At 61.4% G+C, this 14,692-nt stretch carries 14 protein-coding genes and 2 pseudogenes; 6 read left to right on the top strand and 10 right to left on the bottom strand.

Features of this window, described 5'->3' with window-relative positions:
- Window positions 1–199: 199 nt before the first annotated feature.
- From J2Y39_RS16535 to J2Y39_RS16510, 6 genes and pseudogenes are all read right to left on the bottom strand, one after another.
- Window positions 200–1,438: a heme biosynthesis protein HemY gene (locus tag J2Y39_RS16535; protein ID WP_041476923.1), complete on the bottom strand. Its 1,239-nt coding sequence runs from the start codon at window positions 1,436–1,438 to the stop codon at window positions 200–202.
- Window positions 1,435–2,577: a uroporphyrinogen-III C-methyltransferase gene (locus J2Y39_RS16530; RefSeq protein ID WP_056791721.1), complete on the bottom strand. Its 1,143-nt coding sequence runs from the start codon at window positions 2,575–2,577 to the stop codon at window positions 1,435–1,437. Before J2Y39_RS16530 ends, J2Y39_RS16535 begins: the two co-directional genes overlap by 4 nt.
- Before the next feature lie 36 nt (window positions 2,578–2,613).
- A pseudogene (locus J2Y39_RS16525) lies at window positions 2,614–3,360 on the bottom strand (uroporphyrinogen-III synthase); the annotation flags it as partial.
- Window positions 3,357–4,298, bottom strand: coding sequence for a hydroxymethylbilane synthase (hemC, locus tag J2Y39_RS16520; RefSeq protein ID WP_252882855.1), 942 nt, complete (start codon window positions 4,296–4,298; stop codon window positions 3,357–3,359). The gene hemC and the pseudogene J2Y39_RS16525, both read right to left, overlap by 4 nt.
- Window positions 4,299–4,435: 137 nt before the next feature.
- Window positions 4,436–5,182, bottom strand: a complete 747-nt coding sequence (locus tag J2Y39_RS16515) for a LytTR family DNA-binding domain-containing protein (RefSeq protein WP_016772598.1) — start codon at window positions 5,180–5,182, stop codon at window positions 4,436–4,438.
- A pseudogene (locus J2Y39_RS16510) lies at window positions 5,179–5,334 on the bottom strand (sensor histidine kinase); the annotation flags it as partial. The pseudogene J2Y39_RS16510 and the gene J2Y39_RS16515, both read right to left, overlap by 4 nt.
- A gap of 317 nt (window positions 5,335–5,651) precedes the next feature.
- Here J2Y39_RS16510 and argH point away from each other — a divergent pair.
- Window positions 5,652–7,046, top strand: a complete 1,395-nt coding sequence (gene argH, locus J2Y39_RS16505) for an argininosuccinate lyase (protein WP_039757402.1) — start codon at window positions 5,652–5,654, stop codon at window positions 7,044–7,046.
- 119 nt (window positions 7,047–7,165) lie between these two features.
- Here the strand turns inward: argH and J2Y39_RS16500 are convergent, their stop codons facing one another.
- Window positions 7,166–7,825, bottom strand: coding sequence for a glutathione S-transferase (locus J2Y39_RS16500; protein WP_150742927.1), 660 nt, complete (start codon window positions 7,823–7,825; stop codon window positions 7,166–7,168).
- Window positions 7,826–7,948: 123 nt separating this feature from the next.
- On the opposite strand from J2Y39_RS16500, the gene J2Y39_RS16495 reads away from it, so the two are divergent.
- The 3 genes from J2Y39_RS16495 (at window position 7,949) to J2Y39_RS16485 (ending at window position 11,708) form a co-directional block, all read left to right on the top strand.
- On the top strand, window positions 7,949–8,236 hold the full coding sequence (locus J2Y39_RS16495; protein ID WP_310218787.1) for a hypothetical protein: 288 nt from the start codon (window positions 7,949–7,951) through the stop codon (window positions 8,234–8,236).
- Between the two features lie 200 nt (window positions 8,237–8,436).
- On the top strand, window positions 8,437–8,682 hold the full coding sequence (locus J2Y39_RS16490; RefSeq protein WP_003229392.1) for a TIGR02647 family protein: 246 nt from the start codon (window positions 8,437–8,439) through the stop codon (window positions 8,680–8,682).
- Between the two features lie 182 nt (window positions 8,683–8,864).
- Complete coding sequence (locus J2Y39_RS16485) at window positions 8,865–11,708, top strand: class I adenylate cyclase (protein WP_310218785.1); 2,844 nt, start codon at window positions 8,865–8,867, stop codon at window positions 11,706–11,708.
- 9 nt (window positions 11,709–11,717) lie between these two features.
- Here J2Y39_RS16485 and rnk read toward each other — a convergent pair whose 3' ends face one another.
- The 3 genes from rnk to cyaY form a co-directional block, all read right to left on the bottom strand.
- Window positions 11,718–12,137, bottom strand: coding sequence for a nucleoside diphosphate kinase regulator (rnk, locus tag J2Y39_RS16480; protein WP_024014769.1), 420 nt, complete (start codon window positions 12,135–12,137; stop codon window positions 11,718–11,720).
- Between the two features lie 254 nt (window positions 12,138–12,391).
- Window positions 12,392–12,613: a DUF1289 domain-containing protein gene (locus tag J2Y39_RS16475; protein WP_076564524.1), complete on the bottom strand. Its 222-nt coding sequence runs from the start codon at window positions 12,611–12,613 to the stop codon at window positions 12,392–12,394.
- Window positions 12,614–12,616: 3 nt separating this feature from the next.
- On the bottom strand, window positions 12,617–12,949 hold the full coding sequence (gene cyaY / locus J2Y39_RS16470) for an iron donor protein CyaY (RefSeq protein ID WP_056791639.1): 333 nt from the start codon (window positions 12,947–12,949) through the stop codon (window positions 12,617–12,619).
- Window positions 12,950–13,263: 314 nt separating this feature from the next.
- Between cyaY and lptM the strand changes: the two genes are divergently transcribed.
- Together lptM and lysA are read left to right on the top strand one after the other, a co-directional pair.
- A complete protein-coding gene (gene lptM, locus J2Y39_RS16465; RefSeq protein WP_016772589.1) occupies window positions 13,264–13,434 on the top strand; it encodes an LPS translocon maturation chaperone LptM in 171 nt (56 codons plus the stop codon).
- A gap of 9 nt (window positions 13,435–13,443) precedes the next feature.
- The gene (gene lysA / locus J2Y39_RS16460) at window positions 13,444–14,691 is read left to right on the top strand and encodes a diaminopimelate decarboxylase (RefSeq protein ID WP_056791636.1); all 1,248 of its coding nucleotides are present in this window, start codon (window positions 13,444–13,446) and stop codon (window positions 14,689–14,691) included.
- Window position 14,692: the final 1 nt, after the last annotated feature.

Raw genomic sequence — 14,692 nt, 5'->3', positions numbered from 1 at the left:
AGAGACAGACGGTTACGGTAGAGGAAAGCGTGTCAGCCTTTCAAGGCAAGGGCCTGCCGACAGTTCACCACAGGTGTAGGGAAAACCCGACAGGCTCGATAGGAAACGGTGAAGCGCTTTGTAGGACTTTGTCTCTCGAGCGCAAAGAAGGGGAATTTTCGGTCATCGAAGTTCACGAGGGAGCATCCTCCCTCGCTTTTCAGACCTTCGCCGGGACTGGCAGAGGCGCCGCCAGCAGGCGCTCATCAAGCAGCCCCAGACCTTCCTGGAACAACTGATTGCTGCGCTCGGTATCGCCAAGCTGTGCAAGCAGACGGGCCAACTCCGCACAGGTCTCCGGATTGCGCTGCACGCGCAGACTGCTTTCCAGATAGTCACGGGCCTTGCCCCAAAGGCTGGTTTGCAGACACAGGCGTCCAAGGGTCAGCAGCAGGCTCGGATCGGCCGGGTGCTCCTTGAGCCAGCCTTCGGCCGTCTGCAACTGACGCGCAGGATCACTGCCACGAACCAGACCATAAAGCCGCGCCAGATGGCTGTCGTATTTGCGCTTGAGCGCTGCTCGCAGGACCTCTTCGGCCTCGACCTGAGCGCCCAGCTGGCGCAATTGCTCGGCATAGGCCAGTACCAAAGGTGCTTCCTGACGCTGCGCCGAAGTCAGCTGTTCCCACGCCCGCTTGAGCGATTGCAGACCCACCGTACCGTCTTCTTCACGATGCGCTGCCAGCGAGAGATTCTCACCCCAGGCGCGCCGTTCGAGCTCGGCCAGTTCTGCCGGCGGCAGCACTTTGTCCTTGCGCAACTCAGGCAGCAAACGAATCACCGCCGACCATTCGCCACGCTGCTGATGCAGACGTTGCAATTGACGCAACGTCTGCGCGCTGCGCGGATGCCGTTCATGCATTGCCTGCAAGGTCACCAGCGCACCGTCGGTGTCGCCACGGTCGGTTTGCAGTTGGGCGTGACTGAGGGCAATTGCCAATTCGGCTTGCGGCTGACGCTCCAGCGCGCGTTCGAGCAAACGATCACTTTCTTCGTACTGGCCCTGCTCGTTCGCCGCACGTGCGGCGCCGAGGTAATAAAGCAATGGTTGGCGCTCGGCTTCCGCCGCGCGGGTCAGATGCCGTTGCGCACTGGCCCAGCGACCTTCAGCCAGATCCAGCTGCCCGTGCTCGATCGCCACTTGCACGCGGCGGCTGCGATTGCGTCGCGACCACGGATTGACCACGCCGGTGGAGGTCATCACCAGCTCGACCAGCACCTTGATGCCCCAGAACAGCAGCCACAGCACCGCTATCACCGCCAAGGTCGCCCACAGGCTCGATTCGTAGCGGAAGCTCTTGTACGCCACCAGCACGTAACCGGAATGCTCGGCAATCGCCAGGCCCAGCGCTGCCGTCGCGGCGATGACCAGAAACACGATTACATAGAGGCGCTTCATGGGGTCGCCTCCTGCGCAGCATTGGCGGCCGGTTTGGCAAACGGTTTCACCGATTCCTCGGCATTGACGTTACGCCGCTCCAGATACCCCTGCACCGCACTCAAGGTGCCAGTCAGATCCGGCGTCTTGACGGTGACCGGTTCCTTGCTCAGCTCAGAGACCTGTTCCAGCATGACTTTGCTTTGCGGATTGTCCGGGTTGAAATTGCCCTTGAGCACATCGCGTGCCTCGGCCAGCGCCTGGGTGTACACCGCCGCCTGACCGTTGAGCGCCGCCCACTGCGCCTGCTCCAGCGCCAGACTCAGGGCCAGGCGCACCTGGCTCAGGCTCTGTCCGGCGAGTAGCGGTTTGACGTTTTTGTCAGCGTTGAAATCGATGCGGATATAGCGCGACACCTTGTCCCACCACTGCGCCCAGCGACCGGCGCCATCGCCGTCGGCGGTCAGCCCCAGCAGCGACTCGCCGCGATCCTTGTACTCCGGCGCCAGCTCGGTGAGGTCGATGACCTGATCGCGCAAAGCGCCAAGGCGCAGGAACAGCCCGGTACGATCCGGCTGTTCAGTGCTGCGCAAGGCGACCAGGGTTTTCGCCACTTGCTCGCGCGCGGCGAAGGAACCCGGATCGTTCTGTTCACGGAGGATTTCATCGGCGCCCTGCACCAGCGCCTGGGCGCTGCTGATGTCCTGCAACGCTGAAAGGCGCAGGCTGGCCAGACGCAGCAAGTGCTCGGCCTCGGCCAGACGCCAGTCCTTTCGGCTGGCGCCGAGGACGGTTTCCAGACGTTGATTGAGGCGCTGCTGATCGCCCTGCAGTTGCGTGACCAGACGCTGGCGCTCGGCGAGTTCGTCCGCACCGGGCAACTGCGCCAGTCGTTCGGTCAGACGCTGTTCGTTGAGCTTCAGACTCTGCGCCTGATCGTTCAACGCCTGCACCTGACTCGACTGTTGCTGCGTGTTGTTCTGCAGGTGGCGCACCTGCCAGACACCCCAACCACCGATGGCGACACCGGCGGCGCCGAGCAGCAGGGCGACAATTGCCAGTCCATTGCCTCGGCGCGGCTCTTTGGCCGGTGGTGGAGTTTCAACCTGGGCATCAAGCGCAGGCTGGACGTCATCTTTTGGCAAGGCTGTTTCGCTCACGTATCCATCCTTTGCATTAGAAAACGGCACGGGAAATTCCCGTAACGCCGTCAGCAAAGCCGCGGCACTCGCGCCGCGGCAATCCACAACTGTTTGAGCCCCGGCGGCACGTGCCAGCTCGGCGACCCTCGGGCTTGGAACAAACAACGGCAACTGCGCGATCCTCGGCCAGGCATCGCCGGCCATCTGCCGCAGGTGCTCGAAACCCTGTCCACTGCTGACCACCAGCCCGTTCAAGCGTTCCGCTTCGATCCGCCGTGGCAGCTCGTTTGGCGGGTAGACTGGCAGATCGCGGCGATACAACTCCAGATACTCGACACTAGCACCAAGCGCGCGCAGGCGCTCGGCGAGCAGTTCACGACCGCCCTCGCCGCGCAGGATCATCACCTGCGCACCAGACTGGTCGAGCGCCTCGCGCAGACGCGGCAATTGCAGCAAGGCTTCACTGTCATCGCCGTCAACCGGAAAGCTCACATCGAGACCGTGTTCGCGAAGAATGCCTGCGGTCGCCGCGCCGACGCTGAACCACGGCATGCTCAATGGCGGCGCGCCTTCAGACTTGAGCAAGTCCACCGCGATCCGCGCCGCCGGTTTGCTGACCACGATCACTGCGCTGCAAGCGGGCAATCGCGAAATCGCTTGGCGAATAGTGTCAGAGACCGGCAGCGGAGCAATGTCCAAAAGCGGCAGACAACTGCTGAAAATCCCGTGCCCGGCCAGCTGTTCGGCCAGCGCCGCGCAGTCGTCTGCCGGGCGCGTCAGCAGCAGGCGCCAGGCTGTCACTCGTGACCCGCCTCGCCGTAGACAGCTTTGAGAATGTCGTCAGCGCCTTGCTTGAGCAAGTCTTCAGCGACCTGCACACCCAAGGTTTCCGCGTCGGCACGCGGCGCCCGGGCTTGGGCACTGAGAAGCTTGCCACCGCTCGGCTCACCGACCAGACCGCGCAACCACAACTGCTCGCCTTCAAGCACGGCGTAGCAGGCGATCGGCACTTGGCAGCCGCCGTTCAAATGTTTGTTGAGGGCGCGTTCCGCATTCACCCGCGAAGCGGTATCGGCGTGATGCAAAGGCGCGAGCAAGGCGTGGATTTCGTGGTCGGCGCTGCGGCATTCGATGCCGACCGCGCCCTGGCCACCGGCCGGCAGGCTGTCATCGACACTGATCGCCGATGTGATGCGCTCTTCGAAACCCAGGCGGATCAGGCCGGCAGCGGCGAGGATGATCGCGTCGTACTCGCCGGCGTCGAGCTTGGCCAGACGGGTGTTGACGTTGCCACGCAGGAACCGGATCTGCAGATCCGGGCGACGCGCCAGCAATTGCGTCTGCCGACGCAGGCTCGAGGTGCCGACGATGGCACCGGCAGGCAGCCCTTCAAGACTGGCGTAGGTGTTGGAGACGAAAGCATCGCGCGGGTCTTCACGCTCGCAGATGCAAAACAGACCCAAGCCTTGCGGGAAGTCCATCGGCACGTCTTTCATCGAATGCACGGCGATATCAGCTTCGTTTTCCAGCAGCGCGGTTTCCAGTTCCTTGACGAACAGGCCCTTGCCGCCGATCTTCGACAGTGGCGAGTCGAGCAGCTTGTCACCGCGACTGACCATGGGCACCAGCGTCACCAGCAGGCCCGGGTGGGCCGCCTCGAGACGGGCTTTGACGTATTCGGCCTGCCAGAGGGCCAGCGCACTTTTACGGGTGGCGATGCGGATTTCGCGAGGGGACATGGAACAATCCGTACTGAATAGATACGGCGGATAATAACAGCTCAGCCAATTTCACTTTGACCTGAATCAGAACCGGCGCGGCCTCCCTGGCCTGCCATGCCGGGTAAAAGAACTCGAAAGGCCCGGCGAAGACCGGGTCACAGCCCCTGCATCATCTTGCGCACACCGGCAACATGCCGCCGACTGACAATCAGCGCATCGCCATTGAGGCCTTTGAGGAACAACTGGAAATGTCCCAGTGGTGTGCGTTGCAAGCGCTCGATGCGGTCGCGAGCGACCAGCGCGTTGCGGTGGATACGCACAAAGCGTTCGCCGAATTCGTCTTCGAGGGCTTTGAGGGGTTCGTCGAGCAGCACCTCGCCGGCTTCATGACGCAGGGTCACGTATTTGTGGTCGGCGATGAAGTAGACCACCTGATCCAGCGGAATCAGCTCGATGCCTTTACGGGTCCGTGCGCTGATGTGGCTGCGTGGGCCGTTGCCACTTTCGGCAGCGGGACGGGTCAGGGCCGAGAGTTGCGCCCGGTTGGGACGTTCAGCCCGCTTCAGGGCTTCATTCAAGTGTTCGGTTCGCACAGGTTTCACCACATAGCCCACGGCGCTGGCCTGCAGGGCTTCCACGGCAAATTCATCGGGACTGGTGCAAAACACCACGGCCGGCGGCGTCTCTCGTTCGCACAGTCGGGCAGCAACCTGCAGGCCATCGAGGCCCGGCATGCGGATATCGAGCAGCACGATATCCGGCTTGTGGCTGTCGATCAGCGCTAACGCCTCCTCGCCATTCGTGGCACTGGGCTCCAGGACTGTGTAACCCTCGAGCTCGCTCACCATACGGCTTAGGCGCTCGCGAGCCAGGGGTTCGTCATCAACGATCAGGACATTCATATTGCGCTGGATTCCTGCGTGAGTCTCGCACAAGGATAGCGTAGACAGGTGTAGTGACCTCCGTCACCGCGATCCACGCTAAGACTAGCCCGAGCGCCAAAAAGTGCCGTACGTCGGCCAGCAATATTTGCCAGCGTCCGGGTCGAACGGCTCAGAGCCCAGTGTTTCCTGCGTTTCTCGCGGAGGGTGACCGTTGTACAACTCACCCGCCCCCTCTTCTTATAGCCAGTGGCCGGACCTTTGCATGATCCGCATTCGCACCGACCCTTATGTCCACTGTAGACGTTCGTCGGAACGATATTGCTCAATCAAAAAATATCCTTTTGTAAATTCCTTGCAGACCGCGCCGGACATGCCTGACACATCCGCGAAAAAACGTATCGACCGGTGTCAGCGACAGGATTGGCAACCCTGTTATTATCCGCGCCAGCGTTTCACGCCATTTCTTCAAGCCGATACGAGCGAATTCATGAGCACTGACAAGACCAATCAGTCCTGGGGCGGCCGCTTCAGTGAACCCGTCGACGCCTTCGTCGCCCGCTTCACCGCCTCCGTCACTTTCGACCAGCGCCTGTATCGCCACGACATCATGGGCTCGATCGCCCACGCCACCATGCTGGCCAAGGTCGGCGTGCTGACCGATGCCGAGCGCGACAGCATCATCGATGGCCTGAAGACCATTCAGGGCGAAATCGAGGCCGGCCAGTTCGACTGGCGCGTCGACCTCGAAGACGTGCACATGAACATCGAAGCACGCCTGACCGACCGCATCGGCGTCACCGGTAAAAAGCTCCACACCGGGCGCAGCCGCAACGACCAGGTCGCCACCGACATCCGCCTGTGGCTGCGCGATGAAATCGACCTGATCCTCGCCGAGATCACCCGCCTGCAAAAAGGCCTGCTGGAGCAAGCCGAGCGTGAGGCCGCAAGCATCATGCCGGGCTTCACCCACTTGCAGACCGCGCAGCCGGTAACTTTCGGGCACCACATGCTGGCCTGGTTCGAAATGCTCAGCCGCGACTACGAGCGTCTGGTCGACTGCCGCAAGCGCACCAACCGCATGCCATTGGGCAGCGCCGCGCTGGCCGGCACCACCTACCCGATCGACCGCGAATACACCGCGCAACTGCTCGGCTTCGACGCCGTCGGCGGCAACTCGCTGGACAACGTTTCCGATCGCGACTTCGCCATCGAATTCTGCTCGGCCGCGAGCATCGCGATGATGCACCTGTCGCGCTTCTCCGAAGAGCTGGTGCTGTGGACCAGCGCGCAGTTCCAGTTCATCGATCTGCCGGATCGTTTCTGCACTGGCAGCTCGATCATGCCGCAGAAGAAAAACCCTGACGTGCCCGAACTGGTACGCGGCAAGACCGGCCGCGTCTTCGGCGCGCTGATGGGCCTGCTGACCCTGATGAAGGGCCAGCCGCTGGCCTACAACAAGGACAATCAGGAAGACAAGGAGCCGCTGTTCGACGCCGCCGACACCCTGCGCGATTCGCTGCGCGCGTTTGCCGACATGATCCCGGCGATCAAGCCGAAACACGCGATCATGCGTGAAGCGGCACTGCGCGGTTTCTCCACTGCGACTGACTTAGCGGATTATCTGGTGCGCCGTGGCCTGCCGTTCCGTGATTGCCATGAAATCGTTGGCCACGCGGTGAAATACGGCGTCGACACCGGCAAGGATCTGGCCGAGATGAGCCTCGAAGAACTGCGTCAGTTCAGCGATCAGATCGAGCAGGACGTGTTTGCCGTGCTGACCCTGGAAGGCTCGGTGAATGCCCGCGATCATATCGGCGGGACTGCGCCGGCGCAGGTCAAGGCTGCGGTGGCGCGCGGTCAGGCCCTAATCGCCAGCCGCTAGAAGCATCGCGGGCAAGCCCGCTCCCACAGGGTTCTTCGTGGAACACAATTTTGCGTTCGACCCATAGCCCTGTGGGAGCTGGCTTGCCAGCGATGACTGACTTCTGAGCGCTACAAAATTCACTTCTTGGCAGCAATCATCGCCAAAAACGCCGGCATGGCCGCGTCTTTATCCGCCGCAATCTTCTGCACATGCGGATTCTGCTCTAACCGCTCCAGCAGCGCTTTCGCCTGCGGCATCTCGGCCAGCAGATCAATCCCGAACAGCTTCTGCCCGACCGCACAGGCCAGCGGCACGCTGTAGAGGAAATACAAATCGGCAATGCTCAGGCTGTCACCCGCCACATACGGGGCGAACTGGCCATGACGGCCCAGCGCGGCGAAGCCCAGCAGCAGCTCGGTCCGGGTTTTCTCTTTGATCGGCTCCGGCAATGTCATACCGAAAAACGCCTCGCCATAGCAGGCACGCCCCGGCAACTCGATGTACAACTCGATCTCCTTGGCAATCGCCAATACCTGCGCGCGCTCGAACGGATCGCTGGGCAGGAGCGGCGTGCCCTTTTGTGATTGTTCGAGGTATTCGAGAATGATCGCGGTTTCGTTGATATAACCGGCGTCGACACCCAGCACCGGGACCTTGCCGCGCGGGCTGATCGCCAGTGACTCCGGGGTTTGCGCCGGGTAGAACGTCACCTCTTCGAAGGGCAGGCCTTTTTCCAGCAGCGCCAGTTTGACCATGTTGTAGTAGTTGCTGACAGCAAATCCGTAGAGCTTGAACATCACAGAGCCTCCAGGCCGTGCGGGGTGGGCAGTGCCTGTTTATAGATCGCCGCGACGTTTCCCGCCAGCAGCATCACGCCGCTGAATGCGGGTAAACTGGCGCCTTTCCCTGAGGAGCCTGCCATGAGCGAGCCGACAGATATCGTCAACGATGACGACGAAGAAGCATTCACCGAAGCGACGCTGATCGAAGCCATCGAGAACCAGATCGAAAGCGACACCCCCCCAGCGGCCAAGGCGACATTGAACAAGCTGACTCTGGTCGGTATGGAGCGCGAAGATATCCTCAACCTCATGGCTCACGTGCTTGCCTATGAGATTGACGCGATGCTCGATGAAGATCGCCCGTTCGACACCGAATGGTACGAAACGGCATTGCGCAAGCTGCCAGAGCTGCCACCGGAAAAATAATAAAATCAAAAGATCGCAGCCTTCGGCAGCTCCTGCACCAATCTCCTGTAGGAGCTGCCGAAGGCTGCGATCTTTTTTATGCGGACTACACTGGAATTCGCCTCAAGACAAAATCCCCTGATCCGAGCACTGGACATGCTGCACCAGCGGGTTCACCTTAGGGGCGCTGTCGTCCAATTCCTAGAAAGTCTGGAGTCCTTATGTCGCTTACCCCTGAGTTGGTTGCCGAACTGGAAGTCCTTGCACTCTTCAACCTGGACAGTTCCCAGGAAGGTCTGAAAATTCATCAGACCGCTGCCCCGAAACACATAGCCGCCGCCAAACGCCTCTTCGAAAAAGAACTAACCGACCAGCCCGATGGCGGTTATCTGACCAGCCTCGGCCGCGATGCCGCGCAAAACGTGCAGACCGTACTGACGATTCTGAGAGAGCAGGAAACCGCCTGACTTTTTCCGACTTTGCCCACGGAAACTCCTGCCACGGGATTTCCGCGGGCCAGCCTGATCACTGCCGATGAAAATCTGACGTCAAAAAACAAATTCAGCTTAAACCTCCTGCTGCGCAGAGGCTAAACTGCGGCCATTCCGAGACCCTCTACGTCCGAGCCTGCAAGCCGGTTTGAGCTGACATGACGCGCACCCACGAAATCCGCCCCGACCTGGACGAAGGCATCGACCGCAAGGTACTCAGCCAACTGCGCGCCCGTTTTCTCAAACTCAATGAAGGCCGCCTCGGCCGCGCCCTCGAAGGTTTGTCGACGCGCCAGCAAAGCGTGCTGACGCTGTTGCCGCTGTTCTTTCACGTCAATCATCCGTTGCTGCCCGGCTATGTCTCGGGCAGTACGCCGGCCGGTCTCTCGAATTATGAGCCGGACGCCAATGCGCTGACCGAGGCGCAGCGCCTGACCCGCTCGTTTTCTTACAAACCGCGCCATGGCAGCAACCCGCCGCGACCGATTCACGGTTTGTTCCTGATGGGCAGCCTCGGCACGCTGGCACAGGCCGATCAGAGCGACATGGATGTGTGGGTCTGCCATGCCCCAGATCTGAGCGAAAGCGAACTCGCCGAGCTACGGAAGAAATGCCAGTTGCTGGAAACCTGGGCCGCGAGCCAGGGTGCCGAGGCGCATTTCTTCCTGATCGACCCGGCGCGCTTCGTCAAAGGCGAACGTGATGCTCAGCTCAGTTCGGAAAACTGCGGCAGCACCCAGCACTATCTGCTGCTCGACGAGTTTTATCGCACGGCGATCTGGCTGGCCGGGCGCACGCCGATCTGGTGGCTGGTGCCAGTCTATGAAGAAACAGCCTACGACGCTTACACCCACACCCTGCTGTCCAAACGCTTTATTCGCGCCGACGAAACCCTGGATCTCGGGCCGATGGCGACCATTCCGCCCGGGGAATTCATCGGTGCCGGATTGTGGCAGTTGTTCAAAGGCATCGAGTCGCCCTACAAGTCGGTGCTCAAACTGCTGCTGACCGAGGTGTACGCCAGCGAACATCCGCAGGTGCAGTGCCTGAGCCTGCGCTTCAAGAAAGCCGTGTTCGCCAATCAGCTCGATCTCGATGAGCTTGACCCGTACATGGTCGTGTACCGGCGTATCGAGGAATACCTGATCGCCCGCAACGAGCCGGAACGTCTTGAGCTGGTGCGCCGCGCGCTGTATCTGAAGGTCAACCGCAAGCTCACCGGCAACAGCCGCAGTCAGGGTTGGCAACGCGCACTGCTCGAACGCCTGGCCGGCGAGTGGCACTGGGATCAGCGGCAACTGGCGCTGCTCGACAGCCGCAGTCAGTGGAAAGTCCGCCAGGTCAGCGCCGAGCGCCGCGCGCTGGTCAACGAACTCAACTACAGCTATCGCTTCCTGACCCAGTTCGCCCGCAGCGAACAGACTGTCAGCCTGATCAACAAGCGCGACCTCAATGTGCTTGGCCGTCGACTCTACGCGGCATTCGAGCGCAAGGCCGACAAGGTCGAGTTCATCAATCCGGGCATCGCCCCGGATCTGGCCGAAGACACCCTGACCCTTGTGCAGTCGCCGAACAAAAAGGAGCCGGGGCAGACCCAGTGGGGTTTGTACAACGGCAGCCTGACGGCGCTGGAGTGGGAACATTTCGCGCCGATCAAGCGCAGTCGCGAACTGCTCGAACTGCTGACCTGGTGCCACCGCAACGGCGTGATCGACAGCAGCACCCGCCTGGCCCTGCATCCGGGCACCAGCGACTTGAGCGAGTTCGAGCTGTTCAACCTGCTCGGCAGCCTGCAGCAGTGCATCGCCCTGCCCTTGTCCACCGTCGCCGAAGAGCCCTTGCTGCGCGCCGCCGTGCCCAGCGAAGTGCTGCTGCTGATCAACGTCGGCGTCGATCCGCTCAAGCATCACCGTGATCTGAATATTTTGATGACCACCGAACGCACCGACTCGCTGAGCTATGCCGGCGTGCGCGAGAACCTGGTGCTGACCCTCGATCAGGTCACGCTCAACAGCTGGAACGAAGTGCTGGTCAATCGTTTCGACGGCCCGCATGCGCTGCTCGACTGCCTGCGCGATTACCTCAACAACCTGCCGCGCGGCCCTGTGCAGCCGTCGCTGAAAGTGCGCTGCTTCTGCCACAACCGCGCGCAATTCATTGCCCGCCGCGTCGAAGAAATCGTCGACACCGCGCAGACCCTGTTGCTCAGTGATTTGAATCATCGCTACCTGATTCAGGTGCAGCAGCACTATCACGTGCTGGAGCTGGTGCCGGGTCAGGTCAACCATGTCGCCCTCGCCACCCTGCCGGCGCTGCTCGATTATCTGGGCGAAGAACAACCGCGCTACAGCCCGCTGCACCTCGACCCGATGGCGCTGGAAGATCACGATCTGGCGCTGATCCTGCCGATGGGTCAGCCGGAGTGCATTCAGGTGTTCTATCGCATCAGCGAACAGCAGGCGGAGCTGTACGTGCTGGATGAATTCAATGCGCTGTGGCAACAACATCTGCCGTACCACGACGAGCAGAGTCTGCTGGTGCCGCTGCAACGTTTTCTGCAATCGATCCAGTACCGCCGTGAAGCGCAATTGCCGATGGACGGTGGCCCTGCGGGCAGCCCCGAGACTTTGTATTACCAGCTGTTGCCGTCAGGCCCGGGGCGCTCGCGCAGGGTCGAAACCCGACCAGCACCGCAGACCCCGGTGAACAAACCGTTCTACGACGTGCAGGCAATCATCGGCAAAGCCGCACCCGGCGAAGTGCAGGTCACCTTGTACTGCAATCAGCGGGAATTCAGCGAGCTGGAGCATGGCGACCAGTTGTTCAGCGTGGTCGCCCGGGAGATCGTCGAGCAGCGTCGCGAGACCGATCGTTATCGCTGCTACATCACCGACCTCGACCTGTCGGGTCTGCTCGGTGACGGGCACAGTTCAAGCAATCTGTATCTGCGCTACAAGGCAGACCTGGAGCGCTCGTTGAATGAAGCGCTCGAACAGGTTTGAAGCAGGAATTTATTCGGGAAAGGCGCCGCCGTTGACCGGTTGCGATTCCACTTCCAGCAAGGTCAGTTTCAGCGACTTGCCGCCCGGCGCCGGCCAATCGATGTGCTGACCGACCTTCAGGCCCAGCAGCGCACTGCCAACCGGAGCGAGAATGGAAATCTTGCCTTCATCGGCGTTGGCGTCCTTGGGATAGACCAGCGTCAGGTGGTAATCCTTGCCACTGCCTTCTTCGCGGCAATGCACGCGGGAATTCATGGTCACGACATCGGCGGGCACTTCATCGTGGCCGACCACGGTATCGGCGCGGTCCAGCTCGGTTTGCAGCGCAATCACGCCCGGCGCAGCCTGGTCTTTGTCGCTCAGGCTGTCGATCAGGCGCTCCAGACGTTGCACGTCCAGACGGGTAAGGGTGATGGAAGGTGCGGTCATGATCCAGGCAGACTCCTTTCTTCTGCACAAAAAAAGCAAAACCCCGCCAAAAAAGACGGGGTTTTCACCGTGCCTCGGTGGTTTGAGGCGTTCGCGGACACTATCACAGCTCAAAAAATATACAAGTCACGCCCTTTTTTGCCTGGGTGAAACCCTTGTGGCGAGGGGATTTATCCCCGTTCGGCTGCGCAGCAGCCGTATAGATTTTGGGGCCGCTACGCGACCCAACGGGGATAAATCCCCTCGCCACAATATCAACAGGCTTGGGACTTTCGTGCGGTAGCCTGCTGGCAAATCACCCGGCGCCGCTGATCATCCGCCGAGCGCCACTCGCGAATGTCCTCGACGTGGCGCGCACAGCCGAGACAGACTTTCTGCTCGTCCAGTCGACACACACCCGTGCAGGGCGAAGGCACCGCCGGGCTGACGTTGCTGTAGAGCGGTTTCGGCGGGCGAACAGGCGCGGCATCCGTCACGAATCACAGACCTTCGAAATCGAATTCGGCGCCAGCCTGCTGCTTTACGAGGCGCTGAAGCATTTCGCCCAATTGCTCTTCGCTCTTGTCGCACATCCAGCGCTCGCTTTCTTCGTCGTAGTCGAAGTGGAAACCACCGGACACGGCCGCCAGCCACAGCTGACGCAACGGCTCCTGGCGGCTGAAGATCAGCTGCGAGCCATTTTCGAACTTGACGGTCAAGACACCTGCCGAGCTCTCCAGGTCGATATCCAGGTCGCTGTCATCAAAGATATCTTCCAGCGTCTGCTGGGTAGCATCGACCAGATCGTGGAAACGGGCTTCGGACAAACTCATTGCGGCAACCTCAAAAATGTCTGATCAGGCTCAAGCGCCGAAAGATACGGACGCTGCCGACCGATTGCAAAGATTAACGACCAAGCACCTGTCGGCCCATCCAGCACCGCCCCCGTGGGAGCGAGCCTGCTCGCGAAAGCGGTGTGTCAGGCAACGAGCCTGTTGAATTTGCCGACGCCTTCGCGAGCAGGCTCGCTCCCACAGGGATGATGCGCATCACAGGAGCCCCGCCGGACGGGAACCCCCTCGCATAGGCAAGCTGCCGGGTGGCCGGTATACTCCGGCGCAATTAACGCATTTTCAAGGATTTCGCCATGAAGCGCCTGATCTCTTCCCTTGCTGCGCTCGTCGCGGTTGCCTGCCTCGTTTCGGCCTGTGGTCAAAAAGGCCCGCTGTACCTGCCGGATGACGATCAGGACCCGGCCGAACAAGCCCAGTCTTCGCAGAAGCAGCCATCCAAGGCTCACAAGCACGACGTTTACTAAGGGATCGCCATGGACGCTTTTAACTACCGTGGCGGGGAGCTGTTCGCGGAAGGTGTGGCGCTGTCCGCCATCGCCGACCGCTTCGGCACGCCCACCTATGTCTACTCGCGCGCGCACATCGAAGCGCAGTATCTGGCCTACGCCGATGCGCTGGCCGGCATGCCGCATCTGGTCTGCTTCGCGGTCAAAGCCAACTCCAACCTCGGTGTACTGAATGTCCTGGCCCGTCTCGGCGCCGGTTTCGACATCGTTTCCCGTGGCGAGCTGGAACGTGTACTGGCCGCTGGTGGCAGCGCCGACAAGATCGTTTTCTCCGGCGTCGGCAAGACCCGTGACGACATGCGCCGCGCCCTCGAAGTCGGCGTGCACTGCTTCAACGTCGAATCCACCGACGAGCTCGAGCGCCTGCAAGTAGTCGCCGCCGAGCTGGGTGTTCGCGCCCCGGTTTCGCTGCGCGTGAACCCGGACGTCGATGCCGGCACCCATCCGTACATTTCCACCGGTCTGAAAGAGAACAAGTTCGGCATCGCCATTGCCGATGCCGAAGACGTGTACGTGCGCGCCGCGCATCTGCCGAACCTGGAAGTAGTCGGTGTCGACTGCCACATCGGTTCGCAACTGACCACCCTGCCGCCATTCATTGACGCCCTCGATCGCTTGCTCGATCTGGTCGACCGTCTGGGCGATTGCGGCATTCACCTGCGCCACATCGATCTCGGTGGCGGCCTGGGCGTGCGTTACCGCGATGAGGAGCCGCCGCTGGCTGCCGACTACATCAAAGCCGTGCGCGAGCGTCTCGACGGGCGTGATCTGGCGCTGGTGTTCGAACCGGGTCGCTTCATCGTTGCCAATGGCGGCGTGTTGCTGACGCAGGTCGAATACCTCAAGCACACCGAGCACAAGGATTTCGCCATCGTCGACGCGGCGATGAACGACCTGATCCGTCCGGCGCTGTATCAGGCGTGGATGGACGTCACGGCGGTGAAACCGCGCGACAGCGCTGCACGCAAGTACGACATCGTCGGCCCGATCTGCGAAACCGGCGACTTCCTCGCCAAGGACCGCGAGCTGGCGCTGGAAGAAGGCGATCTGCTGGCGGTGCATTCGGCCGGCGCCTACGGTTTTGTGATGAGCTCCAACTACAACACCCGTGGCCGTGCCGCCGAGGTGCTGGTGGATGGTGATCAGGTTTTTGAAGTGCGTCGCCGCGAAACCGTGGCCGAGCTGTTTGCCGGCGAAAGCCTGCTGCCGGAGTAAC

Origin of the sequence: Pseudomonas sp. 2957, assembly GCF_031456345.1 — a bacterium.
Classification (GTDB): Bacteria; Pseudomonadota; Gammaproteobacteria; order Pseudomonadales; family Pseudomonadaceae; genus Aquipseudomonas; species Aquipseudomonas siliginis.
Note: the sequence above shows the minus strand (reverse complement) of the source record. Positions and strands in the feature narration are given on the sequence as shown.